A 23,338-nucleotide genomic window follows, 5' to 3' on the forward strand; every position below is an offset into this window, starting at 1 on the left:
ACGCGGTGTCCACCACCCGCCTGCGATTCTCCTCCGCCTGCGCCTGCGATACGCGGCCCATGACCACCTCCCATTTGGATGTCGACTGGCATCTATCTCCCTGGTGAACGGCCACTTCGACCTCACGCGAGGCGGCTACGAACCCCCTTCCCGCCCGCCACCTCCGCTCGCTGCCGGCGCAACGGCCCCGAGATGGGCGGAACGCGATCACGTGCACCACATGGCGACTCGCAGATCCGGAGCGGAGCGCCGAAGCGCACGCCAGGAAGCCATTCCGACGTCAGCCCAGGCAGGGACCGCGCCCACCGACGACGACCAAGCACGCCGGAGCTTCGGCCTCGGTTCGATAACGGTAAAGGAAGGGCAATGGTTCTACAGAGCAAAGATTGCATAGGCTCAAGATGGGAGGACTCCAGAGGTCACAGTTCGAGTCACCGAGGGGGCCCTCCCATGCGATCAGTCGTCCAGGAGGGGGCCGCCTCACGACGCATACCTGCAGCGCATCCGGCGGCCCGTCGGATCAGCTTCGCGACGTGCTTTTGACGTCCACAAGGACGGCGGCGATGCCCTCAGCGAGGCGTCGACATACCGCCGAGACTTGGTTCGCACGGGAACGCCGCGATGAGTTCACGACGCCAGAGGGGGTCGCAGCAACGAGACGAGCCCATCGCTGAAGTTTCCAGGAATTCGGAACAGGATAGCAAGCGAGGCAATTCAGGGCGGTTCCATAAGAAATCGATGAAGGTCCCGACAGTCACCCTGCACGACTCCCGCGAACCCTGACGTCGGAGCCATGAATAAATGCGCACATTTTCATTGGCGCTGAAATCCTGATCCCGAACCTCCCCCTCCCCCGTAACGAGACTGTCAAACCAGGGGATTTCCGGATCGTTATCGCAGCGTAACCCGGTTTCACAATGACCGAAATGCCCTCTGCTTATGGTGTTGTTTCATCCGTTTCATCCCGAATCGAAGTCGTCCCAGACGGGTCTCTTGTGAGAAGTTCGTGCGCTGCGGAATTCAACTTCTCCATCTAGGTTTGTCACCCATGAAATCCAGCAAGGAGACGGATTCGCCCTGCCCGACTCTCGACCTTCCCGACATTGCAGACAGCGCAGCTATGTGGCGCATCGCCCGCGACACCGGGGTCCTCGATCTCAATTCGGCCTACAGCTATCTTTTGTGGTGCCGTGACTTCTCCCGCACCTCCGTCGTGGCGCGTGACGTCCTCGGCCACCCCATAGGATTCATCACCGGATACATTCGGCCCGATCACCCGCAGACATTGGTGGTCTGGCAGGTGGCAGTGGACCGCGCGCATCGGGGTCGTGGGCTGGCCGGCCGGATGCTCGAAGACCTCGCGGTGCGCGGCGTGGGCGCAGGGGCGCGCCGGGTCGAGACGACGATCACACCCGGCAATGAACCCTCGCACCGGCTGTTCGTCTCGTTCGCCCAACGGCGCGGGGCGCGCATCGAGCGCGAGGTCCTCTTCGGCGAGGACCTGTTCCCGACGGCGCACGGGCACGAGCCCGAGATCCTCTACCGCATCGGCCCGCTGGCATGAACCGCACCGAAGGACCTACCTCAGTGACTGTCACTCAGCCTTCCCCCTCCATCTTCGAGACCCTGGAGTCCGAGGTCCGCAGCTACTGCCGCAGCTGGCCTGTCGTGTTCGACCGCGCCCGAGGCAGCCGCATCCATGACGAGGACGGGCGGACCTATCTCGACTTCTTCTCGGGTGCCGGAGCGCTCAACTACGGGCACAACAACCCGGTACTCAAACGCGCCCTGCTGGACTACCTGGAACGCGACGGCGTCACGCACAGCCTGGACATGAGCACGACCGCGAAGCGAGCCTTCCTGGAGCGCTTCCAGGATCTCGTGCTGCGCCCGCGCGGCCTGACGCACAAGGTGATGTTCCCCGGCCCCACCGGCACCAACGCCGTGGAGGCAGCGCTGAAGCTGGCCCGCAAGGTCAAGGGCCGGGAGGCGATCGTCTCGTTCACCAACGCCTTCCACGGCATGTCCCTGGGCTCGCTGGCCGTGACGGGCAACTCCATGAAGCGGGCCGGCGCGGGGATTCCGCTGGTGCACGGCACCCCCATGCCGTTCGACAACTACTTCGACGGACGCGTCGCCGACTTCCTCTGGTTCGAACGTCTGCTGGAAGACCAGGGTTCCGGACTCAACCAGCCCGCCGCGGTGATCGTCGAGACGGTCCAGGGCGAGGGCGGCGTCAACGTGGCCCGCCCGGAGTGGCTTCGCGGTCTGGCCGATCTGTGCGAGCGGCGCGACATGCTGCTGATCGTCGACGACGTCCAGATGGGCTGTGGGCGGACGGGCTCGTTCTTCTCCTTCGAGGAGGCCGGCATCGTCCCCGACATCATCACCCTCTCCAAGTCCATCGGCGGCTACGGCCTCCCCATGGCCCTGACCCTCTTCAAACCCGAACTCGACGTCTGGGAGCCCGGCGAGCACAACGGCACCTTCCGTGGCCACAACCCCGCCTTCGTCACGGCGACGGCAGCCCTGGACACGTACTGGGCGGACAGCGACAGCATGACGAAGCAGACCATCGCCCGTGGTGAGCAGACCGAGGCCGTCCTGCGCGAGATCGTCGCCGAGCACCCCGGCACCGGTGCCCGCCACCGCGGGCGGGGGCTGGTGTGGGGCCTGGAGTTCGACGACAAGGGATGGGCATCGCGGGCCAGTGCCCGCGCCTTCGAACTGGGCCTGCTCATCGAGACCTCGGGTCCCCAGGACGAGGTTCTCAAACTGCTGCCCGCACTGACCATCACCGCCGACGAGCTCGACGAAGGGCTGCGCACTCTCGCCCGGGCAGTACGCCAGACCGCGCAGGGGGAGACGAACACATGATCATTCGATCACTGACCGACATCGAGGGCACGGACCGTGATGTGACCGCCGAAACCGGAGCCTGGCGCAGCAGGCGTCTCGTCCTCGCCGGGGACGGTGCGGGATTCTCCGTCCACGAGACCGTCATGTACGCGGGCACCACGACTTCCATGTGGTACGCGAACCACGTCGAGGCTGTCCTGTGCGTCGAGGGCGAGGGCGAGCTCACCGACGAGGAAACCGGCGAGACACACCGGATCTCCCCCGGCACGCTCTACCTTCTCGACGGGCACGAGCGGCACACCATGCGTCCCCGCACCGATCTGCGCTTCGTCTGCGTCTTCAATCCGCCGGTCACCGGCCGTGAAGTGCACGACGATAACGGCGTCTACCCCCTGCTCACGGAAGGAGCCTGAGATGACCGACCTGTATCCGACACGCGGTGCGGTCGAAGTGACGACGCCCCGCCGAGACCCCGTGCTCTGGGGCGAACCGTCCGCGGAACTGGGCGACTTCGAACGTGACGGCTTCCTCACCGTGGACGAACTGCTCACCCGGACGGAAGTCCTGACCTACCGGGCCGAACTGAAGCGGTTGATCGCCGATCCGGCGGTCCGCAACAACGAGCGTGCCATCATCGAATCCTCCTCCCAGGAGATCCGCTCGATCTTCGAAGTCCATCGCATCAGTGAGGTCTTCGCCCGACTCGTCCGGGACCCAAGAGTTGTGGACACCGCTCGTCGGATCCTCGGTTCCGACGTCTACGTCCACCAGAGCCGCGTCAACGTCAAACCGGGCTTCGGGGCCGGCGGGTTCTACTGGCACTCCGACTTCGAGACCTGGCACGCCGAGGACGGCCTGCCCCGGATGCGCACCGTCTCGGTGTCGATCGCCCTCACCGAGAACCGTGACACCAACGGCGGCTTGATGATCATGCCGAGCTCACACCGCACCTTTCTCGGCTGCGCGGGAGCCACGCCCAAGGACAACTACAAGAGATCCCTGCGGATGCAGGAGGCCGGCACCCCCTCGGCGTCGGCGCTGACCGAGATGGCCCTGGAGCACGGCATCAAGCTCTTCACCGGCCCCGCGGGCTCGGCGACCTGGTTCGACTGCAACTGCATGCACGGTTCCGGGGACAACATCACGCCCTTCCCGCGCAGCAACGTCTTCATCGTGTTCAACAGCGTGGAGAACCAGCCGGTGGAGCCCTTCGCCGCCCCGGTACGCCGGCCGGAGTTCATCGCGGCCCGCGACTTCCTGCCGGTGGGATAGGTTTCCCGCGGCCCGGCCGAAGCGGAGGCGCACGGCCGGGCCGCCTGCCCTGTCGAACCTCGGAGAAGATGACGAGACCGATCAATGGCCAGGTCACGGACGCGGGGGCTCCTCAGTAACGTGTCTTCGGGGCGCCCCTGTCCGGCCGTCAGCACACCCGGAGGGCGACTGCTCTGAATGGCGTGCCCCGTCGGGCCGGGTTTCCACGGGAGCCCGCCGCCGCGCCGGTCACGTCTCGTACAGATGGGCCGAAGCCACGCGCCCCGGCCGCATGATGCGTATTTTGTGTCCCTCGCAGGAAGGGCACTGCGGTGACTGCAGCGGGGACGGTACGCGTTCGCCGTCGAGCTGGTAGTCGGCGGTGATCCGGGCGTGCTCGTCCACGGTCACGTCGATGTCGTACGCGCCTTCCCAGCCGTGTCCGCAGTCGAGGCACACGAAAGAGTACGCGCGCCGGACGTGGTTCGTGGGCATGGTTGCCTCCCGGGAGCGATGGGTGCGTCAAAGTCGCCTCTACCCATTTTTGCACAGTGCAACATAAGGGTGAAGTGCTGTGCGCTGGTCTGCGAGGGCGGAGCCGGTGCATGGGGCCCTGGCGTGTCCGGTACTCGCCCTGCCGGGGCCGTGGGGGCAGGGCGAGTTCTATGCGCCCGCCGTGTGCACCGCGCGCAGGGCGCTTTGGTGGCTGAGCCAGCCGACCGGCTCGCCGTGCGCGTGATCGAGGACCGGGACCCCTGTTCCCGCCGCCGCGAGCAGAGTGTTCAACGCCTGCGCGAGGGACTGGTCCGCGGTGACGGGCGCGGGTCGCTCGGCGAGTCGGCCGACCTGGGTGGGCACGGCGTCCGGTTGCTCGGCGAGGGCCTCGGCGACCGCCTGGGCGGTGACCACCCCGGCGTACGCGCCCGCCTCGTCCGCGACCGGCAGCGCGCCGTGGCCGGAAAGGCTCAGCAGGTCGGCGGCGTCGGGGAGCGGTGTCGACCACGACAGGGACGAGGGCAGGGGCTCCATGACGGCGTCGACCCGCTGCGCACCGAGCCGTGCGCCCCGTGCGGGACCCTCGATGTCGATGCCGCGGCGGCGCAGCTTGAGCGTGTAGACGGTGTCCCTGGACAGCACACGGCTGGTGGCGGTGGCCAGCACGATCGCCAGCATCAGCGGCAGGATGATCGAGTACTCGCCGGTGAGCTCGAAGAGGATCACCACGGCGGTGATCGGCGCGCGGGAGGCACCAGCGAAGACGGCGCCCATCCCGACCAGTGCGTACGCGCCCACCGCACCGGCGGTGCCCGGCAGCAGGTCGTGCGCGCCGATGCCGTACGCCGCACCGAGCATCGCCCCGATGAACAGGCTGGGCGCGAAGACACCGCCCGAGCCGCCGATGCCGATCGTCAGGCTGGTCGCCAGCATCTTGCCGGCCAGCAGCAACAGCAGGAAGCCGACCGCGTACCCGCCCTCGGTCGCCTTCTGCAGGACCGGGTAGCCGACGCCGTACATCTCGGGCAGGGCAAGCAGCACCAGGCCCAGCGCGAGGCCGCCGACCGCCGGGCGCAGCCACTCGGGGCCGCGCCACAGCCAGTCGCAGGCGTCCTCGATCAGGTACAGGATCCGCGAGAAGCCCACGCCGACCAGGGCGGCCACCACCCCCAGCGCGGCGAACAGGCCGTACTGCGCGAGATGGTCCACGTGGAAGTCCGGCAGGCTCAGGAAGGCCACGTCGCCGAAGGCCGCCCGGCCGATGACGCTCGCCGTCACGCTGGCCAGTACGGCCGCGCCGAACGCCTCGGTGCTGAACGTGCCCAGGATCAGCTCCATGGCGAAGAAGACGCCGGCGAGCGGAGCATTGAAAGTGGCGGCGATGCCACCCGCCGCACCGCAGGCGACGAGGAGCTTCATCCGTCCCTCAGGCACCTTCGCCAGACGGCCCAGAGTTGAGCCGAGTGTCGAGCCGATCTGCACGATCGGCCCTTCCCGGCCCACCGAGCCGCCCGAGCCGATGGTCAGCGCGGAGGCCAGCGTCTTCACGACGGCCACCTTGGGGCTGATCCGCCCACCGCGCTGGGCGACGGCCACCATCACCTCGGGCACCCCGTGCCCGCGGGCCTCCCTGGCGAAGCGGTACACCAACGGCCCATAGAGCAGGCCGCCGAGCACGGGAGCGATCAGCACGAAGTACGGGCCCAGCCACGGCACGTGCGGATTGCCGGAGCCCGGGGACGCGGCGTAGTCGCCGTGTCCGGAGAAGAGGTGTGTGAAGGTGGTGATGCACCAGCGGAAGACGATCGATCCCGCTCCCGCCCCGGCGCCGACCACCACGGCCAGTACCGGCAGCCCCCAGGGCGCGGAGCGCAGATCGGTGAGTCTCCGCGAGGGTGGGAGACCGATCGGCGTCTTCTGCGCTGCGGCCGGCCTGTTCTTGGCCGTGTGGATGGCACTCATTGCTGCCCCTTCCGTACTTTTGCATTATGCAAAGCATGTCAAGTGGGGCTATGCGAGCACGTCCGCTGGTGACGGTCTCCGGCGAGGACGACGGGCGGGCGGCACTGCGGGGCCAGGAGAGTGAACGCTGGGGGATCCGCCGCCGTACCCGCACCATGACGGGGTGCCGACGCACCGGATACGGTCGAGCCTGCGAGGGGGTAGACGTGCGAAAGGGCGCCTGCGTGTCCCTCCCTGAGAGGGGCGAGGGAGAGCGGGCGAACCCGTCGGGCGCCTGTGCCCGGGCGGGAGTCTTCGCCCTGGCGGGGACCGTCCTCGCCGCCCTCGGCCACCATGCGGCCGGCGGCGCGGCAGAGCCGTGGCGCCTTGTGGCCGCCCTTGTGCTCCTGCAGTTCGCGGGTGTCTGGCCCGCCGCCCGCCGTCGTTTCTCCCCGCTGGCCACGGTCGGATGCACGCTGGCCGTGCAGGGTGCGCTCCATCTGGTTCTCGCCTGGGCGGCCGACGGGCACCGGAGCACAGCGGTCCACGCCGGTCACGCCGTAGATGCGATGAGCGGCGGCTCGGTGACGGCCTCCGGCGACGGCCACTCCTGGCACCAGTCCTCCGCCGCTATGACCGCTGTCCACATGGGCGCAGCGCTCGCCGTGGCATGGCTGCTGCACCAGGCCGACGCGGCCGTCGCGGCCGCCTTGGCCGGCGCCCGCACGGCACGACGCGTGATCGTGGCCGCGCGTGTGCGGCTGAGACGGTTGTGGGCCAAGCTGCTGACTCGCCCGGTGCGCCGGGTGCCGCCGGTCTTGCGGCGAGCGGCGTGCCGACGGACTTGCCTGCCGATCGGATCCGGAGCGCCGGAACGTGCGCTGCCGCGCCGGGGGCCACCGGAAGACCTCGTCGTTCCGGTCCCTTCGCCATCATCCGGTCGGGTCGAAGCCCGCCCGGCCTGACGCTTCCGGAGTTCGTTCGTGCCCCTGTCTTCCGTGCAATCCCTGAATCCCGCTGCTCGCGAGTTCGGCCGCATCGCCGTGGTCGGCGCCCTCGCTCTGACATCCGCTTTCGTCCTGGCCCACCCCGCGTCCGCCCACACGGAGGTCGAGGCCGACACCCCGAGGGCTCTGGCCCGCAACGTCACCCTCACCTTCACCTCCGAGGCCGAGTCCGACACGGCGGGCTTCGCCCGGGTGCGCGTCGCCCTGCCGAAAGGCATCGAGCCGGACGACGTGACGCTCGCGCACGCCCCGAAGGGCTGGACTCTGAAGACCACCTCGGACGGCTACACGATCGGCGGCCCTGCTCTGGCGACGGGAGCGGACGCCGAACACGCGATCACCGTGCGGCAGTTGCCCGACGTCCAGGAGCTCGTGTTCAAGACCGTCGACACCTACGGCGACGGCAGGGTCTCGCGCTGGATCGAACTGCCCACGCAGGAAGCGGAGTCGGACCAGCCAGCTCCGGTGCTGAAGCTGAGGCCCGCGACCGCCGACGCGCAGCCCCTCAGCCCGCCTTCCACACGGGCGTCCCGCACACCGTCCGAAGGCCTCTCCGACGGCGGCGACGCCAGTGCCTCGGCGCACACGGAGGGTGAGAACCCGCCCGGAGGGCTGATCGCCGCCGGGGCAGCCGCCGCCCTGCTCGGGCTCGGCGCATTCGCCTGGCGGCTGAACCAGCGTCGCGCCGGGCGGGGCGGTGCGCGGTGAACCGAGCGTCCACCTTCGGCGTCCGGGTAACGCTCTCCAGTCCCGTACGTCGGCCGACACCTGGCGCCCACCGGACGTACCGGGCCCTGCTCGTCGTGGCTGTGGCGTTCACCCTCTCTCTCCTGGCCGGTGTGACCCCGGCCTCCGCGCACGCCGTGTTCACGAGCAGCGACCCCCGCGAGGGCGTCGTCCTGAAGACCGCGCCACGACAGATCACGGTGACCTTCGACGAAGCCGTCGCCCTCGTCGAGAACTCCGTCCGCGTCCTCGACCCCGACAACCGCCCGGCGACAGCGGGCGATCCGGAGCACGCCGACGGACAGGGCAACACGGCCCGCGTCCGCCTCGCCGGAGGGCTTGGCCAGGGCACGTACACCGTCTCCTGGCGGGTGGTGTCGGCGGACAGCCACGCCGTGACCGGAGCCTTCACCTTCTCCGTCGGCAAACGCTCGCCCGCCAGGCCCGCCGCCACCGCGCAGCCGGCCGTACCCAGGGCCACGAGCGCGCTGAACGAAACGGCCCGCTACGTCGCCTACGCGGGACTGGCCCTGCTCATCGGCATCACCGTGTTCGTCCTGGCCTGCTGGCCGACGGCCACGGCCCGGCGAGCCGTACGCCGACTCTTCGTGACCGGCTGGTGGGTGCTGGCGCTGTCCACCCTGGCCTTGGTGCTGCTCCGCGGACCGTACGACAGCGGCGAAGGACCGGGCGCGGTGTTCGACGCGCGGTCGCTGCGCGCCACGATGGAGACCCGGTCAGGCGTCGCCCTGCTGGTGCGGCTGGTGCTGCTGCTCGTCTTGGCCGTGCTCGTTCGGAACCGGAGGGTCCGGCAAGGCGCCGACCGGCTCGGGAGGATGGCCGGTGCCCTGTTCGCCCTGGCCATGGCAGCGACCTGGGTCGTCGCCGAGCATGCTGCAGTCGGCGTCCAGGTCCCCGTGGCGGTCGTCTCCACCGCACTTCATCTGCTCGCGATGGCGGTGTGGCTGGGCGGGCTGGCCGCCCTGCTCACCATCCTGTACCAGGCACCGGCCAAGGATCCGCTCCCTCCCGCCGCGGTCGCCCGCTTCTCCCGGCTGGCGTTCGTCTCGGTGACGGTTCTCGCCGCCACCGGCGTCTACCAGTCCTGGCGCGGGCTGGGGTCCTGGGACGCGCTGCTGCACACCGGGTACGGCAGGACGCTGTCGCTCAAGGTGTGGACCGTGCTGGTGGTACTGGCGGTGGCCGCGCAGTCACGGCGCTGGACCGGGCGGCTGCTCACGGCGCCCGAGCCGGAGCGGGCGCCGATCGCGGTGGGCGGCCGGGAGGCGGACGATCCCTGCGGCACCGTCCCGTCCAGGGCCGGGGTTCCGACGGAGCGGACAGCGCAGCGGCACGGGCTGCGCCGGTGCGTGCTGGCCGAGGTGGCGGTCGGCATGGTGGTCCTGATGCTCACCACCATGCTGACCGGGACGCAGACCGGACGGGCGGCCGAGGAATCGGCTGCACTGGCGGTTCTCGTGCCCGGTCAGCCCACTCAGTCCTTGTCGATGGTCCCTTTCGACACCGGCAGTCGCACCCTGGGACCCCTGGGGAGCGGCAGGGTGCAGATCGTCCTGGAACCCGGGCGGGTCGGACGCAACGCGGTCCAGGCGGTCGTCTACGGCGCAGACGGCGGGCTCGTACCTGTGCCCGAACTGCGTCTCGCCTTCACCCTGGTTTCGCAGGGCGTGGGTCCCCTGGATGCGGAGCTCGTGGACGAGCGCGGCTACTGGGGCAGTGACAGTCTCACCCTGCCCACGGAAGGGACGTGGACGATGCGGGTCACTGTACGGGTGTCGGAAGTCGACCAGGTCACCGTGGAGCACCAGGTCGACATCGGACCCTGACAACCCCTCGTCCCGTCTTCTCGCATTGCACAAAACGCGCGCTGAGCCTCCGGGTCGTCCATGGGCGCCTGACTCAGGGACTCGTCCGGTGTGGGTCAGGACCGAGGCGGGTGCCCAGACACGCAGCGTGGCGGACGTTCTGACCCGTCGGCTCCGGGTTCGTGAAGCAACCTGACTCTCGGCGACGGGTGACCGTCCGGGCGAGGTCGCGCTGGTCGAAGTCGATGGCGTGGATGGCGGCCCAGGCGCTGCCTATGCGGGAATCGCTGGGAAGCCGCGAAGTAGGGGCTGCCTCGGAAGTGAGCCGGCGCCTGGCGGGGCCGCGTCGCCCGAGCGGTGCGCGTCTCGGGGATGACGACTCGAGCGCAGGGGGTTCGGCCGACCGTCCTTTCGCCCCGTGCGGCCGGACGGCCGCCCGCACGGGGCGGCGACATCTGGGGCCTGATGACGGCGATCACGTCGGCGGGACGAAAGTCTTCGCCGGGTGTTGATGCCGATCTTTACCCTGTGCAAAGATGCAGGCGTGGAAGCGCTGCTGGTGCTTCCTGGTGCGCCGGGAAGTCTGGTCGGCAACTGTTGCCGAGCCGATCCGGAAAGCCGATGCCACCATCTCAGCCCGACCCGCAGGATGACGAGACGGTCGGTGCCGCACTGACGGGCGGCGACGAGTCGACCCTGCCGCAAGAGCCCCATGAAGCGGCTTCGTCCTCGAGACTGTCCGTCCGCCGGGAGAGCGGAGGACGCCTTCCGCCGCGACTGGAGTTGCATCTCGCCGGAGAGCTCGACGCCGACACCGCGCATGCACTCCGAGAGCATCTGGCCGTGCTCGCCGCCCACTCCGCCGGCGGCTTGCTGGTGCTGGACCTGTCGGGCATCACCTTCTGCGACTACCCGGGCCTGTACACCCTGCTGAGTATTCACCGGACCCTGCCCCTGGCCGGTATCGACGTGCAGTTCACCCGAGCCAGCGGGGTGCTCCGGGCCACTGCGGAGCGGGCGGGTCTGACCACCCAGCTCGCTTTGGGGGACGCGTCCTGAGTACGGGCCCGTGGCCGCCTCCGGAGTCGGCAGGAACCCACGCACCCGATGTTCTGAAGGGCGGAGCGACCTCCGCCGCGTGCCCGAGGGGCTTTGTGGACCGCTGCGGCGGACCGACCGTCGAACCGCGTCTCCCGGCGACTCTGAACACCGGCTCCGCCGGCTTCGGCCACACCCTCCCCAGGAGACCGCCCAGACTGCCCGTCTCGCAGGTCACGCCTCCCCCGCACCAGCCCGTAAAGCCCGTCACCACCCTCACTCCACCCGAGGGAGTACCGACCGATACCTGCACCACCGGCCGACTGCCACTCCGGGGCGAGGACTGTGACGCACACCACACCATCTCATGCAAAATTTGTCTCCTGCAATGATCCGGGGACGCCGCGCATCCGTACCTCCTTTCGTCCGTACTCCTCTCGTCCGGAGGCACCCATGCCCACATCGCGCAGCAAGATGGGAACGGTCTTCGTGGTCGGCGCTCTCGGCCTGACCATCAGCGCTCTCGCCTACCCGGCCATGCTCGGCATCCAGACCACATCGAGCGACACTTCGCGCATCATCGCCAACACCCAGTTCGGTCCGCTGACGGAGGCGGACCGCGACTTCGTCGTCAAGGTCCGCGCGGCGGGCCTGTGGGAGTACCCCCTGGGCGAAATGGCCATGAAGAAGGGATCGACGCAGGAGATGAAAGAGGCCGGCAAACACCTGATCGTCGGGCACGCCGGTCTGGACGCGATGTGCCTCAAGATCGCGCCCATGCTGAACGTCACGCTGCCCAATCAGGCCAGTCCGCAACAGCAGCAGTTCGTGGCGACCTCGGCGGCGGAGTCCGGCAGGCAGTTCGACAGCACCGCCGCCAACATCATGCGCGTCACCCACGGCCAGATCTTCCCGGTCATCGCGAAAATCCGCGCGACCACCAGGAACACCCTGGTCCGTCAGCTCGCCGACCTCGCCAACGACACCGTCCTGGACCACATCACCGTCCTGGAGAACACCGGCGTGATCAACAGCGAACTGGTCAACTTCCAGCAGTCCACCCCGCCCAAGCTCCCGAAGGACCAACTCACCCCGCCCCCACCCCAGCCCGGCGCCCCCATCGTCGTCCTCGCCGCCCGCCCCGACCTCAACATCAACACTTCGGCCCCGACGCCCAGTCCGTCAGCCGGATGACCATTCGGTGCCGGCGCCGTCCCGTCGGCCGGCCGACGGGACGGTCATCCGGTACGAGCGCACGACCGCGACGACCGTGGCCGCGACGAGAGCGGCCGCCCACCCGGTCAGGCCGAGCAACGCACGCAACGCCCCGACACCCGCCCCGACACCGCGCGGAGGCACCCGTCCCCGCGGGTCGTAGACGACGGCAAGGGCGTCGCCGGGGCGGGTGGCCTGCCCACAGCCACGCCAGACCCGCACCTGCAGCGGCACCCCACGCCGGTCGGCCACGGAGCAGAGATAGCGACCACGGCCGCCCCGCACCGCCCCCTCGTCCCGCACCGACGTCACCACCACGGACTGCACCCGCCCCTGCTCCCCCAGTACGACGCCGGCGGCGGCCTGCGGCGCCTGGGCCGCGAGGCAAGCCGCGAGCACGGCGACGACGCCCACCAGCGCCCGGCCCGCCCGCACCACGATCAGGTGGACAACGAGCGCGAGCGCACACACCAGGCCGACCGCACCGTCGGCCAGCCCCGGGCGCCCCGTCCAGGCCCCGAAGACGGACGTGCCGACGATGCTCGCGACGGCCAGCGCCGCCGCGAGAACGCCCTCCCCGACCAGCCACCACGGAGGGAGGCCGACGAACTCGGCAGGCCCCCACACACTGGCACGCAGATGCCCCGCCAGACGGGGCTCCACATCGCGGGGCGCGCGACGCCACCAGCGCATGCGCCACTCACCCTTTCCCGTCCCGATGCGGCGAACCGCGCCCGCACTTTTCTTGCATTATGCAAAAGGTCGAGGAGTCCGGGAAGGGCGGGCCCGTCCGCCTCTCGGCCGGCGCAGCGCGAAGGCGGCCGGGGGCTTACGCCTCTCGGGCCCCTGCCGCGTCCGCCCCCCAGCCGAGCGGATGCGGTTCCGGTTCGTCCGCTTCGAAAGCGGGCGGCTCCCCTCCCGCCTCGTTGAAGGCGCCCAGCGCCTCGACGAGCGCCAGCCGCTCCGTCGGCCTGAGCCGTGCGACGATCGCGGCGATCTCCTCACGCCGCCGGGCCGTGACCTCCTCGACGGTGCGCCGACCCTCGTCGGTGAGCTGCAGCAGGGTCTCGCGCCGGTTGCCGGGGTTGGTCTGGCGGTCGGCGAGCCCGGCGGCGATGAGCCGGTCCACCATGCGCATGGCCGTCGACGGCGCCACCTGGAGCAGTTCGGCCAGGGCGACCAGCTTGGTCGCCCCGCGGCTGGAGAGCACGACGAGCATCCGGAACTGCGCGAGGGTCACTCTCTCCTCGACCGCTGCGATCGAGCGGGCGGAGACGGCCACCAGCAACCGGGACGCGGTCAGCACCGCTCGGGTGACCTCGTCGACATCGTCCATGGCCCCCACGGGGCTCTCGTGCTGCGGCATACATCCTTTCTATCGCGCCGAAGCACCTGCTCACTCACGCGTCGCGAACAGATTTTCCCTTCCCATGACCATGGAAGCGCAGCAGGAGCATGGCCGCGTCGTCGTGCGGAGGGCCCGCCGCATGCCGCATCAGATCCTCCCGCAGGGCTTCGAGGGCCAGCTGCGCGTCGGGGTCCTTGAGCAGGTACGCCCGGTCGGCGAGCGGGTAAAAGGCCCCCCGCTCGTCCCGGGCCTCGCTGACGCCGTCGGTATACAGCAGGAGTTGCGCTCCGGGCTCGAAGTCCACCCGGTAGGGCTCGGGCCCCTCGGCCCCGTGGACCCCCAGACCGAGCGGCAGCGCGTAGGCGGGCGGCTGTGGGAAGCCCACCGTGCCGTCCTGGCGTACGACCATGGGAGGCGGATGACCGTAGTTCAGGAAGACAGCCCCGCCGGCCGAACCGATCTCCGCGAGGACGGCAGTGACGAACTTCTCACCCTCCAGCTCACGGGCCACGCTGCGCTCCAGCCGCTCCCCCAGCCCCACCAGGTCGCTCTCATCGTGGGCCGCCTCCCGGAAGGCGCCGAGCACCACGGCGGCCGTCTCCACCGCGGCCAGGCCCTTGCCCTGGACATCGCCCACGATGACCCGGACACCGTGCGGGGAGGGGACCACCTCGTACAGATCCCCGCCGATGCGCGCCTCCGCGACGGCGGAGGTGTAGGAGACCGCCGCCTGCAGCGGGCCGGCCGTCCGCGGTACCGGGCGCAGCAGCACCCGCTGGGCCACCTCGGCGATCGACCGCACGCTGGCCAGCTCGGCCTCGCGCCGCGAGCGCATCACGGCGGCCGCGACGCCCGCGCCCGTGACCCCGACCACCGAGATCAGGGCGGTGAACCCGCGGCGCCCTTCGAAGAGGCCGTCGTACAGGCCGAGAGCCAGGCAGAGCACCAGCGCCAGCACGCCGATCAGTGCGGTACGCCGCCAGCCTCCGACCAGCCCGGCGAAGGCGGGCCCGAGCGAGACCAGCGGCAGGAACCCCACCCCGGGTCCCGCCACCACGTCCGCCACGGCCACCACGCCCATCGCGGTCACCGGCAACCAGGACAGGAGCCGGGATCCGGACGCCTGCCGGCTCATGATCATGGACGTCCTCCTCAGGTGGTCGCGGTGCTCGAAAACGGCCTTCTCCCTCCGCAGGCGCGCTCTCGTATTTAGACTATGCAATGGTTGTTGCGCTGAAGCGGCGCTCACACCGGCCCTTTACCCAATCGAGGCCGAACACCGGCGCCTCCGACGACACTCCGGGAAGACGACGATGCCCCACAGAGGAACCCGTGACACCCGCCCTCAACTCCCCACCGGCTGGCGACGCCTGGTCGCGCGCGCACCTCTCCTGCTCTTCCGCGCCGGACTCGGGCCGGTTCTCGGCAAGCGGTTCCTCCTCCTGCGCCACGTCGGCCGCACGACGGGCCTGGACCGCCACGTCGTCCTCGAAGTAGTGGCGCACGAGACCCTGCACCCCGGCTGGACCGTCGCCTCCGGCTTCGGCCACGGCTCGGACTGGTACCGCAACCTGCGCGCACACCCGAAGACCGTCATCCAGATCGGCAACCGCCACCACGCCGTCACCGCCCGCTTCCTCTCCCCCGACGACGGCGCCCAGATCATGGCGGACTACGCCCGTCGGCATCCCCGCACGGCCCGCCGCCTCTGCGCGTTCATGGGCCTGCCCGCCGACGGCAGCGAGGCGTCGTTCCGCGACGCGGGCCGGGCCATACCGTTCGTCCGCCTCGAAGCTGCCGACGGACACCGCCCGCAGCGCCGCAGACGTAGGTGACGCCCTGGCCGGGGACATGCGAGGAGCCGTATCCGGCGGCGCCTTCCTCCTGCGGGGCGACGATGATCTCCCCGAGCCCTGGGGACGCGTTCCCTGTCTCGTGCACACGACGCAGCCAGATCCGCTGCGGCTCAAGCGCGGGCAAAGCCTCCCCATGAAGCGGCACATAGACTGGCGATCTCATTTTGCACTGTGCAATGATTGTGCGGGGGAGCCGAGCCGACGGCCGGTCGCCGTTTCGGCGCCCAGGAGTGAAGCTGACACGGTTGATGCGGCACGGAACGGCGCACTGGCCGTCGGCAGGCCCCCCCGGATCCGGCCAGAAGGGAGATGGGCAGGCACCGTGACTGCGCCCGAGCCCACCGGCCCCACCGATCCCGAGAGCATCTGGCTGAAGTTCCTCAACGACAACGAAGAAGCCATTCGACGCTCCGCACCACGGGAACCCTCAGCACTGGAACGGCTGTTTCCGCGCGACAGCGCCCCTGTCCGCGAAGCCGACTGCGTCGGTGACGTCTGGCAACCGGACGACGACTGGCCCGGACCGGCATGGCAGGACCTGAGCATCCGGGAAAGGGTCCGCAGAGGGCTCCGCGCCCTCGGCGCGGTCGCCGCCGTTGTCGCACTGCTGGGGATCTTCTCCTGCCTGCCCCGGGGCGCGCCGGGACTGTCCGAGGAACAGAACACCCCCACGGCAGGGCAGTCGGAAAGCATCTTCGAGCCACCGACGACCGAGGGCGCGCTTCCCTCCCCGGTGCGTCCCCGAGGCAGCGACGAGTAGCTCGGCCCGGCACGCCTGTCGCGGCGACCGTGTGAGCACCCGTCGACCAGCAGACGAGTTGCCGACACCCGGCAATCTCACCCCTGCCACAGTGCACGTCAACGGCCTGGCAATGCCGCATAAGGAACTGCGCCAAGCCGGCAAACTGCTGAGCACCGTCTGACCGCCCACCAGCCTCTGATCTGGGGCCGTGGCGCGAAGCAGGATCCCTCGCGTGTCGCGGGAACCCCGCTCGGGCCGCACCCGCCTGAGCGCGGCCCGAGAGATGAACAGGCTTCAGGTCATTCGGCGGCTCCCCCTTCCGCCGGCAGTCCTGTTCGGCGTCGTCTGCGGACGGCGACGACCCCTCCGCCCGCGATCACGGCGACGGCCCCGGCGAGAACGGCCGTCGCGTTGGCGCCTCCGAGGCCCAGGACGGTGTCGGCACCGCCGGTGTCCGGAGCCGGCAGGCTCAGATCGGCGCAGGCGGACGGGGGCTCGAAGGGCTTGGCGCCGTCCACGACCTCGAACTGGAACGCGCTGGTCTGGGCGTCCCCGTCGCCGGCGGTGACCGTGTAGGTGAGGGTGACGACACCCACGGGCAGCGGGGGGACCGCGGCGCACGCGGTGCCACCGCCGGTGACGACCGGCGCTCCGACCGGGACGGTCGTGCCGTCGGCTCCGACCATTCCGATCTTCGGCGGGACGCCGGACTTCAGGTCTTTGAAGGTCAGCGCGACGACGTCGGTCCCGGCCGCGACCTTGGCGCCTGGTGCCGGTGTGGCGTCCTCGAGTGCGGTGTGGGCGTACGCGGGTGTGCCGCCGAGAAGCAGCAGCACACCCGCGCACCCGAGCGGTCCTGACGCCGCCCTCAGAAGTCGAAGTCCGCGCATGCGATCCGGTTGTCCTGTGCCTCGCTGGGGTGGACGACGATCGCGACCGCGTCCCTGCCGGTCTTGCGGGAATTGTTCACTGTAGTCATTCCCATCCCGGACTTGTCGGCGGTGAACATCAGGTGCACCTCGTTGGGGGGCGTGGTCGCACCGCCCTTCTCGAACCGGAAGTGCTCCCCGCCGTTCTTGGCGGAGCAGTGCTGGGCGTGCAGATGGGCCATGTAGGAGGCACCGGGCTTGAGACCGGTCAGGGACACGGTCACGGTGGTGCCCTTGGAGCCTTGCGCGAGCCAGGCGCTGCCCGCGACGTCGTCCATGCCCGGCGGGCGGGTGTCGAGAAGCGTGAAGGCGCCCTTGACCACGGTCGCTCCGGGGATTTTGTCGGCGGGGGTGGCGGACGGGTCCCCCATGTCCATCCCCGCCATCCCGTCCCTGCCCTTGGCGGAGGACGAGGCGGAGGAGGCAGTCTGGGCGGAGGCGTGGTCCGCCGAGTCGCCGCCGCAGCCGGACAGCAGGACGGACGTGGCGGCCACGAGGACGCCGAAGGCGACGAGCCGGGGTCCACGGCCGAGGGGCCGGGGGGACCGCGGATCACCGGCCGCGTGTGCGGGCACGGATATGGCGTGGTGCATCAAAGAATCTCCCGATCGATGGGCGGGCTGCGGAGCCCCGCCACGACGCGGCGCTTTCGGCGGACACCGAACAGCTCGCGCGCCGGACGTAGGGCACGCCGAGGCCGAAGTGGACGGCCGACGCGCGTGAAACGGGCACGTCGGCCATGCGCCTGCCCCGGCCCAGCACCCGGGCCCGACACAGGAAAGGGTGCTTCAGGGCCGTACGACGGGCAGGGGGCCGGCAGGCGGACGAACGACTGCTGAACCCGCCGACGGCGGTCCTCTGCGGACGACGGCATGCCTCAGCAGTACGGGAGCGGTCCGCGCCGTCTCCCCCTCGGTCATGGCTGCGCATACCGAGGGGGCCCGCCGGTCGAGGGCGGGGTGCGCGAGCACGCGGCAGATCCGTCGCAGCGGCGCGAACAACACCACGGCCAGGGCCCGGCCCACCTGGTGTGCGGCCGCCTCGCCTCGCCACAGCCACAGTCCGCACACGACGGCGGCCGACAGATGCGCCAGGTACATCCCGCCGGAGCCCTGTTGAGCCACGACGGACTCGAGGAGCGCAGCGAAAGGCGCTCCGGGCGTCCCGGCGTGCCCCAGGGAGAGGCCCGCATCCGAATGGTCCATGTGCACGGCCATGCCGGAATGGGAGAACATGATCCCGTGGTCCATGCCCGGGGCTTGTCCGACGGGCGGTAGGCCGGCCCGTCCACGGACGAGCACGTGGGCCAGATCGAACAACAGGTGCAGCAATCCCTGCGCGACGACGGTGGCACCGACCACGGCGGCGGCCCCGCGTTCCCCGCCGGTCAGCCACCAGGCGCCCCAGGCCGTCCCGGCCAACGCCGATCCCAGGGTCCACCAGGGCAGGACGTCACCGGACATCACGGCGTGACCCAGCGCCGTCGTCACCACGCAGACAGCCGCGAAGACACCGGCCCGCAGCAGACGCGGGGCACGGGCGCCCTCCCGGTTCTGCATCAGGTGACCTCCCCGGCACGCTCCGCCGCCGCGGCACCTCCGGGACATCCGACAACTCCTCGAACCTGTGGGCTTCCCGCTTCATACGGACGACGGCGTGCCCGCGTTCACGCACAGGGGGGTGGCGAGTGCCGCGTCGGCAGACAACCTGCGACCACCTGGAAGGGGCCTGGAGCACCGATCGGCGGCCACTCGTGACCGCGGAACACCGATGGCCGGAGCTCCACGGGCAGCGAGGTGACACTGGACGGTGTGCGAGCACGCGCCGCGCCGCACGGAGCTACCGGGCTTCAACGGGGTGGCGGCAAGCCATACTTGGCATGCGGGAGACATCGCGTGGTGGCTTGACAGCGAAAGAGGCGACAATCCGGTGAGCAATCGCAGCAACGGGCTGGAGAAGGTCGAGGTGCGGCTCAAGTGGGACCCGAGTCCCCTGAATCAGCCTCCTCATCATCTCGACATCATCGCCGCGACCTACTCGGCGGACGCCCCCTACGGGCGGCCGGTGTACATCGTCCACTTCGACAGCCGCTCACCGGACGGCACCATCAACATGAGCCGACACAGCCAGACCGGCCAGGGCTTCGGCTACGTCGAAGCGATGACCTTGAACTCGATCGCCTCGCTCCCTCCTTCGCACGAGTGGTCGTGGGCGTGGCGATCCACCAGAACACCGGGCCCAAGACCTTCGGCGACCTGTCGAACGCCGGAGTTCTGGTCGTGGTGGGGTATGCGGAGCTGCTCAAGAACGACTTCGCGAAACTCGCGGGAGCCACCGCCGGAACCGTCGCGGAGTTCGTCAGGGACGCCTCCGGAACATGGGAGTTCCATGAGATGGTCCGAGGGTTCGGCAGCGAGCCGATCGTCTTCGGCACGGAGATGGGCTCCGCCCCGCGCCCCTGACCGAACCACAGCACGAAGAGATATGGCCGGCCACCGTGCCCGCGAACACCACGCATCCCGTCATCCGACGGCGAGGGCGGCGGACGGCGGACGGCGGACGGTGCTGCTTACCAAGGGGACGGGACGTTGCGCCATGCTCCGGCAACCTCGCTCGGCGCCCCTCGGCAAGCATGAACCAGTTCCCCCGGCTGGGGAGCGCGCCGGGCGGTGCGGAGTCCGGCATTAAAGAAGCGTAAAGATTGCCGGCAACAGGCAATGTCAGTACCACCCGAAACGTGTGAGCATGCACCCGACGGCACGGCGACGCGATGGACGGGTGGTGGGGGCGGATGGGCTGGTTTCTGGGTCTCGGCATCGCGGGAGTCGTGCTCCTCGTGCTGTCGCTCGTCCTCGACGGCGTCCTCGAAGGGCTCTTCGACGGCGTAGGCGTGCTGGACGGTCTCTTCGACGGCCTGCTCTCGCTTCCGGTCGTCGCCGGATTCGTCTCCATGCTCGGCTTCTGCGGTGCGATCGCCATGGGCACCACGGGTGTGGGCGCGGTCGGTGCGACCGCGATCGGCGTTCCGGCCGGGATCGTCGCGGGCTGGCTCGCGTACCGCCTCAGCCAGGTGCTCCTGCGAGACCGGTCCGGTGCTGCTCCGCGCGACGTCGATCTGCTCGGCGTCTCCGGATCCGTGGTGACGGCGATTCCGGTCGGCGGCTACGGCGAGGTGCTGGTCCATCTGGCCGGGCAGCCGGTGAAACTCTCCGCGAAGAGTCCGTCGCCGGTCGCTCGGGGGGTCGAGGTCTGGGTGGAAGAGGCGCTGTCTCAGACAGCGGTGTCCGTACGCCCCGTGGATCACTGACCGCACCGCACCGCCGCACCTCCCGGCGCGCCGGCAGCGCCGGTGCCCACTTCTTCACACGAACCCGTATCGATCCGCCGTCCCCTGGGAGGGCTGAGGGGGAATCACCATGAGTCCAGTCGTCTTCGCCGTGGTGGGAGTCGTCGTACTCCTTGCGCTGCTCGGCCTGGTCGTCGTCACCCGTTACAAGGTCGCCGGTCCCAGTGAGGCGTTCATCGTCACCGGCCGGCGCGGCAAGCAGGCCACCGATCCGGAGACCGGCCGGGTCTTCACCGACAACAGCGGGCAGAAGGTCGTGGTGGGCGGCGGTGTGTTCGTCGTGCCGTTCGTGCAGCAGAAGTTCACCCTCGACCTCTCCTCGCGGCACATCCCGGTGGCGGTGCGCGGCGCGGTCACCCTGCGCGGTGTCAAGGCCCACCTGGAAGGCGTGGCCATCGTCAAGGTCGGTGGCAGCGAGGATTCCATCCGTGCCGCTGCCCAGCGGTTTTTGATGCAGCAGGACGGGATCGTCGGGTTCACCCAGGAGGTGCTCTCCGGCGCGCTGCGTGCCATCGTGGGCCGGATGTCGGTGGAGGACATCATCCGCGACCGGGCCGCATTCGCCGGGCAGGTCGCGGAGGAGGCCGAGGCGAGCCTGTCCGGGCAGGGCCTGGTGCTGGACGCCTTCCAGATCCAGGACATCAGCACCGAGGGCTCCTACCTGGAGGACCTCGGCCGCCCGGAGGCCGCCCGCGCCAGGCAGGAGGCCGACATCGCGGAGGCGGTCGCCCGCCGCGCGGCCGAGCAGGCCCGGCTGAAGGCCGAGGAGGAGATCGCCATCGCGCAGCGGACCTTCGCGCTGAAGCAGGCGGAGATCAAGGCCGAGACCGACGAGGCCGCGGCCCGAGCAGCTGCGGCCGGTCCGCTGGCCGAGGCAGCGCGGCGGCAGGAAGTGCTCGCCGAGCAGGAGAAGGTCGCCGAGCGGCAGGCCGCGCTGACCGACCGCGAGTTGGACACCAAGGTGCGCAAGCCCGCCGACGCCGCCCGGTACCAGGCCGAGCAGGAGGCCGAGGCCCGCCGCATCGCCCTGGTCAAGGAGGCCGAGGCGGACGCCCAGCGGTCGAGGCTGACCGGTGAGGGCGAGAGGGCGCAGCGCGCCGCGCTCGCCGACGCCGTCCGTATCGAGGGTGAGGCCGAAGCCGCCGCGATCGGCGCGAAGGGCGCCGCCGAGGCGGAGGCGATGCGGAAGAAGGCCGACGCGTTCGGCCAGTACGGTGACGCGGCCGTGCTCCAGATGCTCGTCGAGGTCCTGCCCCAGGTCGTGGCCAAGGCGTCCGAGCCGCTCAGCGCCATCGACAAGATGACGGTGATCTCCACCGACGGTGCCTCGCAACTCTCTCGCACGGTCGCCGACAACGTCGCCCAGGGCGTCGAACTCCTCAGCTCCACGACCGGAGTCGACCTCGCCGAGCTGCTGAAGGGTATGACCAAGCGGGACGGCGGTGCGCAGCCGGGGGCCGCGGCATCGGCCGAAGCCAACGGCAAGATCGAGATCACCGGCTGACGCCGGTACGGCAGTGCAGTGAGCCCGGGCGGCTGCGAACCGCCCGGGCTTCAAGGACGGACGTCGGCGTCCCCTGATCGCCGACGAGCGGTCGCGAACGCCTTGCGGCCGCTCGGCCGTCTCGAGAAGGAGTGTGGGAGATGTTCCTGTGGGCATGGTTGATCGGCTGGTCGGCCTTCGTGCTGCCCTGGTCGATCGCCTCGTTGCGGGGCTGGGCGCCGAAGCGGGTCCGCAGTCGTACGACGCCCTGGGGCATCCGAGTCCGGGGTGTCGCCATGCTGGTGATGTGGGTCGGCGGGCTCGTCGTCCCGCTGGGCAGGTGGGGCGGGCTCGTCGGCAAGGACGCGATGTTCCTCCTGCCCGTGGTGGAGGCCGGTCTGCTGCTGTTCGCGTCGGGACTCATCGCCGGCTCCCAGCTCGGTGACCGGTTCCGCCGCAGCGCCGTCCCTCCACAGATCGGCGGCCAGGGCATCGGCGATCGGTCCTGATGGCGTCGCCGCGGACCGGCTGGGGCTTGTTCTCCCTGATGCGGTGGTTCCACCGGTGCCGCCGCGTATCTTTCGCATCAATGACCTGGCCCGCTCGCCGATGACGTAAGACGGTGAGTGAATAAACCTTTCCAGCAGATGAGGAGCCCGCCATGCGCGCGCGTGACCTGGCGGCCGAGTACGAGACGGTGAGCGTCGACAGCGATGCGATGGAGGCGGCCCGGCTGATGGCTGAGCACAGGCTGCCGGCCCTGCTCGTGGTGGACGAACGGGGCGAGCCGAAGGCGATCCTTCCCGCCTCCCAGATGATCAAGATCCTGGTGCCCGCCTATGTCATCGAGGACCCCGCTCTCGCCGCCGTCATCGACGAGAAGCACGCCGACCGGTTGTGCCAGGCCCTGGCGGGCCGACGCGTCGGCGACTGCCTCTCCAGCAAGGCCGATCCGCCGCCGATCGCCGACCCCGACGACACCGCGCTGGAGGTGGCCGCGCTGATGGCGCGGGTGCGCAGCCCTCTGGTGGCGGTGGGGACGAAGGACAAGGCCGGAACGCACGTGCTCGGCGTGATCACGGCCTCGCACCTCCTGTACGAGCTGCTCGGCGCCGGGGGGACATCGAGCCCGGCGTGACCGAGGGCTGCGAGGTCGGCGCATCCGCCCTGGGTGGGCGGGTGAGACTCGGACAGCCGCTCGTCGGGCCCCTCGTCGGCGCCGGGCTTGTGCAGTGGTTCTGGGTGCGCCGCCGCTTCTGGCCGGCAGCGGCGGGGG

At 70.1% G+C, this 23,338-nt stretch carries 23 protein-coding genes and 1 pseudogene; 16 read left to right on the forward strand and 8 right to left on the reverse strand.

Annotated elements, in window-relative coordinates:
- Nucleotides 1-1,048: 1,048 nt before the first annotated feature.
- Genes ectA through thpD form a run of 4 tightly spaced genes read left to right on the forward strand, consistent with a single transcriptional unit; the run spans nt 1,049 to nt 4,131 of the window.
- Nucleotides 1,049-1,564 carry a diaminobutyrate acetyltransferase gene (gene ectA / locus IE239_RS16775; RefSeq protein WP_190150137.1) on the forward strand — a complete coding sequence of 172 codons (516 nt, stop codon included), beginning with the start codon at nt 1,049-1,051 and terminating at the stop codon, nt 1,562-1,564.
- A 23-nt stretch (nt 1,565-1,587) separates the two neighbouring features.
- A complete protein-coding gene (ectB, locus tag IE239_RS16780) occupies nt 1,588-2,877 on the forward strand; it encodes a diaminobutyrate--2-oxoglutarate transaminase (RefSeq protein WP_190150138.1) in 1,290 nt (429 codons plus the stop codon).
- A complete protein-coding gene (locus IE239_RS16785; RefSeq protein WP_190150139.1) occupies nt 2,874-3,272 on the forward strand; it encodes an ectoine synthase in 399 nt (132 codons plus the stop codon). The genes ectB and IE239_RS16785 overlap by 4 nt, the downstream gene beginning before the upstream one ends.
- Before the next feature lies 1 nt (nt 3,273).
- Entirely contained in the window at nt 3,274-4,131 is an 858-nt protein-coding gene (thpD, locus tag IE239_RS16790; protein WP_190150140.1) for an ectoine hydroxylase, read from the forward strand.
- A 228-nt stretch (nt 4,132-4,359) separates the two neighbouring features.
- Here the strand turns inward: thpD and IE239_RS16795 are convergent, their stop codons facing one another.
- Together IE239_RS16795 and IE239_RS16800 are read right to left on the reverse strand one after the other, a co-directional pair.
- Complete coding sequence (locus IE239_RS16795) at nt 4,360-4,605, reverse strand: hypothetical protein (RefSeq protein WP_190150141.1); 246 nt, start codon at nt 4,603-4,605, stop codon at nt 4,360-4,362.
- Between the two features lie 168 nt (nt 4,606-4,773).
- Entirely contained in the window at nt 4,774-6,567 is a 1,794-nt protein-coding gene (locus IE239_RS16800; protein WP_190150142.1) for a chloride channel protein, read from the reverse strand.
- Between the two features lie 224 nt (nt 6,568-6,791).
- On the opposite strand from IE239_RS16800, the gene IE239_RS16805 reads away from it, so the two are divergent.
- From IE239_RS16805 to IE239_RS16825, 5 genes are all read left to right on the forward strand, one after another.
- On the forward strand, nt 6,792-7,511 hold the full coding sequence (locus IE239_RS16805; protein ID WP_190150143.1) for a hypothetical protein: 720 nt from the start codon (nt 6,792-6,794) through the stop codon (nt 7,509-7,511).
- 33 nt (nt 7,512-7,544) lie between these two features.
- Nucleotides 7,545-8,261, forward strand: a complete 717-nt coding sequence (locus IE239_RS16810; protein WP_190150144.1) for a DUF1775 domain-containing protein — start codon at nt 7,545-7,547, stop codon at nt 8,259-8,261.
- 95 nt (nt 8,262-8,356) lie between these two features.
- Complete coding sequence (locus IE239_RS16815) at nt 8,357-10,126, forward strand: copper resistance CopC/CopD family protein (protein WP_190150145.1); 1,770 nt, start codon at nt 8,357-8,359, stop codon at nt 10,124-10,126.
- A gap of 600 nt (nt 10,127-10,726) precedes the next feature.
- Nucleotides 10,727-11,164 (forward strand): STAS domain-containing protein, encoded by a 438-nt coding sequence (locus IE239_RS16820; RefSeq protein WP_190150146.1) that lies wholly within the window; start codon nt 10,727-10,729, stop codon nt 11,162-11,164.
- Nucleotides 11,165-11,596: 432 nt separating this feature from the next.
- On the forward strand, nt 11,597-12,337 hold the full coding sequence (locus tag IE239_RS16825) for a DUF4142 domain-containing protein (RefSeq protein ID WP_190150147.1): 741 nt from the start codon (nt 11,597-11,599) through the stop codon (nt 12,335-12,337).
- Here the strand turns inward: IE239_RS16825 and IE239_RS16830 are convergent.
- The 3 genes from IE239_RS16830 to IE239_RS16840 all read right to left on the reverse strand — a co-directional run bounded on the left by IE239_RS16830 (nt 12,326) and on the right by IE239_RS16840 (nt 14,847).
- Nucleotides 12,326-13,051, reverse strand: a complete 726-nt coding sequence (locus IE239_RS16830) for a hypothetical protein (protein WP_190150148.1) — start codon at nt 13,049-13,051, stop codon at nt 12,326-12,328. The two genes, IE239_RS16825 and IE239_RS16830, sit on opposite strands and share 12 nt — an antisense overlap.
- Before the next feature lie 136 nt (nt 13,052-13,187).
- Nucleotides 13,188-13,724, reverse strand: a complete 537-nt coding sequence (locus IE239_RS16835) for a MarR family winged helix-turn-helix transcriptional regulator (RefSeq protein ID WP_190150149.1) — start codon at nt 13,722-13,724, stop codon at nt 13,188-13,190.
- Between the two features lie 34 nt (nt 13,725-13,758).
- A complete protein-coding gene (locus IE239_RS16840; protein ID WP_190150150.1) occupies nt 13,759-14,847 on the reverse strand; it encodes a PP2C family protein-serine/threonine phosphatase in 1,089 nt (362 codons plus the stop codon).
- 172 nt (nt 14,848-15,019) lie between these two features.
- Here IE239_RS16840 and IE239_RS16845 point away from each other — a divergent pair, with 172 nt between their 5' ends.
- Nucleotides 15,020-15,541: a nitroreductase family deazaflavin-dependent oxidoreductase gene (locus tag IE239_RS16845; protein ID WP_190150151.1), complete on the forward strand. Its 522-nt coding sequence runs from the start codon at nt 15,020-15,022 to the stop codon at nt 15,539-15,541.
- Between the two features lie 343 nt (nt 15,542-15,884).
- Nucleotides 15,885-16,322, forward strand: coding sequence for a hypothetical protein (locus IE239_RS16850; protein ID WP_190150152.1), 438 nt, complete (start codon nt 15,885-15,887; stop codon nt 16,320-16,322).
- Between the two features lie 281 nt (nt 16,323-16,603).
- Here the strand turns inward: IE239_RS16850 and IE239_RS16855 are convergent, their stop codons facing one another.
- The 3 genes from IE239_RS16855 to IE239_RS16865 all read right to left on the reverse strand — a co-directional run bounded on the left by IE239_RS16855 (nt 16,604) and on the right by IE239_RS16865 (nt 18,792).
- Nucleotides 16,604-17,140 carry a copper resistance CopC family protein gene (locus IE239_RS16855; protein ID WP_229878132.1) on the reverse strand — a complete coding sequence of 179 codons (537 nt, stop codon included), beginning with the start codon at nt 17,138-17,140 and terminating at the stop codon, nt 16,604-16,606.
- A 32-nt stretch (nt 17,141-17,172) separates the two neighbouring features.
- Entirely contained in the window at nt 17,173-17,826 is a 654-nt protein-coding gene (locus IE239_RS16860) for a superoxide dismutase family protein (protein ID WP_229878133.1), read from the reverse strand.
- A gap of 195 nt (nt 17,827-18,021) precedes the next feature.
- On the reverse strand, nt 18,022-18,792 hold the full coding sequence (locus tag IE239_RS16865) for a hypothetical protein (RefSeq protein ID WP_229878134.1): 771 nt from the start codon (nt 18,790-18,792) through the stop codon (nt 18,022-18,024).
- A gap of 370 nt (nt 18,793-19,162) precedes the next feature.
- On the opposite strand from IE239_RS16865, the pseudogene IE239_RS16870 reads away from it, so the two are divergent.
- The 5 genes and pseudogenes from IE239_RS16870 to IE239_RS16890 all read left to right on the forward strand — a co-directional run bounded on the left by IE239_RS16870 (nt 19,163) and on the right by IE239_RS16890 (nt 23,200).
- Nucleotides 19,163-19,695, forward strand: a pseudogene (locus IE239_RS16870) (TerD family protein).
- A 329-nt stretch (nt 19,696-20,024) separates the two neighbouring features.
- Entirely contained in the window at nt 20,025-20,540 is a 516-nt protein-coding gene (locus IE239_RS16875) for an NfeD C-terminal domain-containing protein (RefSeq protein ID WP_190150154.1), read from the forward strand.
- A 109-nt stretch (nt 20,541-20,649) separates the two neighbouring features.
- Complete coding sequence (locus IE239_RS16880) at nt 20,650-22,083, forward strand: flotillin family protein (protein ID WP_190150155.1); 1,434 nt, start codon at nt 20,650-20,652, stop codon at nt 22,081-22,083.
- A gap of 140 nt (nt 22,084-22,223) precedes the next feature.
- A complete protein-coding gene (locus IE239_RS16885) occupies nt 22,224-22,571 on the forward strand; it encodes a hypothetical protein (RefSeq protein ID WP_190150156.1) in 348 nt (115 codons plus the stop codon).
- Between the two features lie 152 nt (nt 22,572-22,723).
- Nucleotides 22,724-23,200, forward strand: a complete 477-nt coding sequence (locus tag IE239_RS16890) for a CBS domain-containing protein (RefSeq protein WP_190150157.1) — start codon at nt 22,724-22,726, stop codon at nt 23,198-23,200.
- The last annotated feature ends 138 nt before the right edge of the window (nt 23,201-23,338 follow it).

It is taken from the genome of Streptomyces humidus, from assembly GCF_014649655.1.
GTDB lineage: Bacteria > Actinomycetota > Actinomycetes > Streptomycetales > Streptomycetaceae > Streptomyces > Streptomyces humidus.

Bases quoted from the DNA above. Each gene is read 5' to 3' on its own strand.
- IE239_RS16845 (WP_190150151.1), top strand. From the start codon at position 15,020: ATGCCCCACAGAGGAACCCGTGACACCCGCCCTCAACTCCCCACCGGC.
- ectA (WP_190150137.1), top strand. From the start codon at position 1,049: ATGAAATCCAGCAAGGAGACGGATTCGCCCTGCCCGACTCTCGACCTT.
- IE239_RS16885 (WP_190150156.1), top strand. From the start codon at position 22,224: ATGTTCCTGTGGGCATGGTTGATCGGCTGGTCGGCCTTCGTGCTGCCC.
- IE239_RS16835 (WP_190150149.1), bottom strand. From the start codon at position 13,724: ATGCCGCAGCACGAGAGCCCCGTGGGGGCCATGGACGATGTCGACGAG.
- IE239_RS16890 (WP_190150157.1), top strand. From the start codon at position 22,724: ATGCGCGCGCGTGACCTGGCGGCCGAGTACGAGACGGTGAGCGTCGAC.
- IE239_RS16800 (WP_190150142.1), bottom strand. From the start codon at position 6,567: ATGAGTGCCATCCACACGGCCAAGAACAGGCCGGCCGCAGCGCAGAAG.
- IE239_RS16865 (WP_229878134.1), bottom strand. From the start codon at position 18,792: ATGCAGAACCGGGAGGGCGCCCGTGCCCCGCGTCTGCTGCGGGCCGGT.
- IE239_RS16875 (WP_190150154.1), top strand. From the start codon at position 20,025: ATGGGCTGGTTTCTGGGTCTCGGCATCGCGGGAGTCGTGCTCCTCGTG.
- IE239_RS16825 (WP_190150147.1), top strand. From the start codon at position 11,597: ATGCCCACATCGCGCAGCAAGATGGGAACGGTCTTCGTGGTCGGCGCT.
- IE239_RS16820 (WP_190150146.1), top strand. From the start codon at position 10,727: ATGCCACCATCTCAGCCCGACCCGCAGGATGACGAGACGGTCGGTGCC.
- IE239_RS16795 (WP_190150141.1), bottom strand. From the start codon at position 4,605: ATGCCCACGAACCACGTCCGGCGCGCGTACTCTTTCGTGTGCCTCGAC.
- IE239_RS16785 (WP_190150139.1), top strand. From the start codon at position 2,874: ATGATCATTCGATCACTGACCGACATCGAGGGCACGGACCGTGATGTG.
- thpD (WP_190150140.1), top strand. From the start codon at position 3,274: ATGACCGACCTGTATCCGACACGCGGTGCGGTCGAAGTGACGACGCCC.
- IE239_RS16880 (WP_190150155.1), top strand. From the start codon at position 20,650: ATGAGTCCAGTCGTCTTCGCCGTGGTGGGAGTCGTCGTACTCCTTGCG.
- IE239_RS16860 (WP_229878133.1), bottom strand. From the start codon at position 17,826: ATGCACCACGCCATATCCGTGCCCGCACACGCGGCCGGTGATCCGCGG.
- IE239_RS16830 (WP_190150148.1), bottom strand. From the start codon at position 13,051: ATGCGCTGGTGGCGTCGCGCGCCCCGCGATGTGGAGCCCCGTCTGGCG.
- IE239_RS16840 (WP_190150150.1), bottom strand. From the start codon at position 14,847: ATGATCATGAGCCGGCAGGCGTCCGGATCCCGGCTCCTGTCCTGGTTG.